A 2,812-nucleotide genomic window follows, 5' to 3' on the forward strand; every position below is an offset into this window, starting at 1 on the left:
CTCCCAACATGTATGACAACCAACTCTATGTCATGGATGTCGCGACTAAGAAAGTCACTCCCCTAACCCGCGATTTCAACCCGTCAATCAAGGATTTCGCATGGAACAAAGCCGACGGCAGCATCTATTTCACAGCCGAAAACCGCGACCGGAAATCTCTTTACCGCGTCAACCCTGCCAACGGACGTATCGACGATCTCAAAGCCTCGGAAGAATATGTCATGTCGTTCAGTCTGCCGACAACAGCCCAGACCCTCGTATATACCGGCCAGGGAGCTTCAAACTCAGACCGTCTCTACTCCGTCAACCTGAAAAACGGACGCCAGACCCTTATCGAGGACCTCAGCAGCGAACGCCTGAAGGGGATCCGCATCGGCGAATGCAAAGCCTGGCCCTTCGTAACATCACGCGGCGACAGCCTCAGCGTCCGCTATGTGCTCCCTCCGGAATTCGATCCGTCGAAAAAATATCCGATGATCGTAAACTATTACGGCGGATGCAGCCCGACAAGCCGCATGTTTGAAAGCCGCTATCCCCACCATGTCTATGCCGCCCACGGCTATGTGGTCCTCGTGGTCATCCCCAGAGGCAGTTCAGGATTCGGACAGGAATATGGCGCACATCATGTCAACACCGCTGGAGAAGGCGTTGCCGATGACATAATTGACGCTGTCAAGGCCTTTACCGCCAGTCACTCATGGGTTGACGGAAACAAGATCGGCTGTATAGGAGCTTCCTACGGCGGTTTCATGACGCAGTATCTCCAGACCAAGACCGACATTTTTGCAACCGGAATCTCTCACGCCGGTATCAGTGACCACACCAGCTACTGGGGCGAAGGCTACTGGGGCTATTCTTACAGCGAAGTCTGCATGGCCGACAGCTATCCCTGGACCCGCAAGGATCTATTCGTTGAACGCAGCCCGCTCTACAATGCCCACAAGATCCACACCCCGCTGCTGTTCCTTCACGGAGATGCCGACACCAACGTACCTGTCGGAGAAAGTATCCAGATGTACACAGCCCTCAAACGCTTGGGCCGGGAGACTGCCTTTGTCGCAGTCAGAGGGGCCAACCATCAGGTGACCGAGTTCAACAAACGCAAACAATGGCAGGAGACAATCTTCGCATGGTTTGCAAAATATCTGCAAGACGATCCCTCCTGGTGGGAAGCGCTCTATCCGAAAAAACCACTCTGACAAGCGCACTGACAAGTGTAAAATGACTGATGGCGAATCACAGCCATGCGTTGACTCGTTCGCGTATGGCTGCTGATTCGCTCAGCATTTTCAGGAACTCACACATGGAGCGTTTGTGGTAACTATCACGCAGAGTGTGGACGCATCCGGTCATTTCATTGGCCGGAATGTCAAGAGGCACGGCTTTGACTCCGCGCACATTATGGGTTGTGGCCTCGGCCAATACAGTGGCCAGATTGCTGCAACTTATCAGTTTAAGCAAGATGTTGACTTCGTTAAGCTCTATTCGGACACGCATGTCGAGTCCGCGCGGTGCGATTACGGCGTCAAAATAGTTTCTCGCCTGAAGGCCGCGGGTGGGCAGCGCAAGATCATATTGCGCAAGTTCCGCGAGAGTGACCTTGCTTTTGGAGGCCAGCGGATGGGAACTGTTGACAACAACGGTCAGATAGTTCTGAAACAGACTGTGGGACTCGACACAGGCCAGAGTGTCCTTCGGCTTGAACGCAAGAAGAAAATCGACCTCACGCTCTACGAGCATGTCCATCAGCTCGGCCATCGGCTTATAGTAGATGTTGAGTTTCACTCCGGGATAGAGTTTCATGAAATCGAGCAGTGTCTCCGTCAGGATCGGGCTGAATGAATAAGTCACCCCGATGTTGAGAGTCCCGGCAAGCAGTTCACGCAGATCGTTCATCCGCTCCAAACACAGCTGTGAAGCGCGAAGGGTGCGGACCGCATAAGGAAGCAGCTCGCTTCCGGCCTCCGTGAGGCTGACGCGATGGCTGTCGCGCTGAAACAGCGGAGTGCCGAGTTCCTGCTCAAGCTGTTTGATCTGCTGCGACAAGGTGCTCTGGGTTATGAACAGGGCTCTTGAGGCTTCTGAGAAATTAAGTGTCTCAGCGGCTTTTACAAAATATTTTAGCTGACGCAATTCCATGTGTCAATCGGACATAAAAAATGAGTGAAACGTGATGGCCTGCATTCTGATGGCAAACACTTGCTTTTTAGAGGGTGTTTAATACACAACGTGATAAAGTGCCTTCATCGTGTGGCCTGAAAAGATATATTTTTCATGAGGAAGATCGGTATGGTCGCACCGATGACCATTCCGAGGAGAATGAACAGGCAGGTCAGGCCATTGCTTGCGAATAGATAGAAATAATGGCCGAATCCGGCTTCCTGTCCCTGATAAAGACACATCACAAGGCCTCCGAATGTACGGTAGGCATAAATGCCGGGGATCATCGGCAAGAGCGATGGAAAGAGGCAGGTCTCGGCAGGAGTACGGACAACAGGAGAAAACAGGACGGCAAGAATCCCGACAAGCAGGGAGGCAAGAGTGGTTGCAAGCACGATGTGCATCCCGGTCAGAGCGTCGTTCATCAGAAGAAAGCGTGTCGAATGGCCTGCGGCGGCTATGAGCGCGCAATACAGATAAGCTCTGCGGGGAGGATTGCTGATAGCGGCAAAGCCGATAGCGGCTATCGCAGCGAAAAACGCATCCTGAAGAAATTCAATCAGCATAACAGATCTTGAATAGGTATAAGAGGTTGTTTAAAAACAATAGTTAAAATCTGAGCGAAAGTTTTGAGGTGGATATGGCTCTGAAT

3 protein-coding genes are annotated in these 2,812 nt (G+C 52.1%); 1 reads left to right on the plus strand and 2 read right to left on the minus strand.

The features are described 5' to 3' along the window. A partial coding sequence (locus K2H17_RS00520) for a prolyl oligopeptidase family serine peptidase (RefSeq protein WP_300130125.1) occupies positions 1–1,199 on the plus strand: 1,199 nt, incomplete at its 5' end. A gap of 37 nt (positions 1,200–1,236) precedes the next feature. Here the strand turns inward: K2H17_RS00520 and K2H17_RS00525 are convergent. Together K2H17_RS00525 and K2H17_RS00530 are read right to left on the minus strand one after the other, a co-directional pair. After that, positions 1,237–2,139 carry a LysR substrate-binding domain-containing protein gene (locus K2H17_RS00525; RefSeq protein ID WP_300130128.1) on the minus strand — a complete coding sequence of 301 codons (903 nt, stop codon included), beginning with the start codon at positions 2,137–2,139 and terminating at the stop codon, positions 1,237–1,239. A gap of 104 nt (positions 2,140–2,243) precedes the next feature. Next, positions 2,244–2,726, minus strand: coding sequence for a threonine/serine exporter family protein (locus K2H17_RS00530; protein WP_300130131.1), 483 nt, complete (start codon positions 2,724–2,726; stop codon positions 2,244–2,246). Positions 2,727–2,812: the final 86 nt, after the last annotated feature.

It is taken from the genome of Duncaniella sp., assembly GCF_029054785.1.
Classification (GTDB): domain Bacteria; phylum Bacteroidota; class Bacteroidia; order Bacteroidales; family Muribaculaceae; genus Duncaniella.

Bases quoted from the DNA above. Each gene is read 5' to 3' on its own strand.
- K2H17_RS00525 (WP_300130128.1), bottom strand. From the start codon at position 2,139: ATGGAATTGCGTCAGCTAAAATATTTTGTAAAAGCCGCTGAGACACTT.
- K2H17_RS00530 (WP_300130131.1), bottom strand. From the start codon at position 2,726: ATGCTGATTGAATTTCTTCAGGATGCGTTTTTCGCTGCGATAGCCGCT.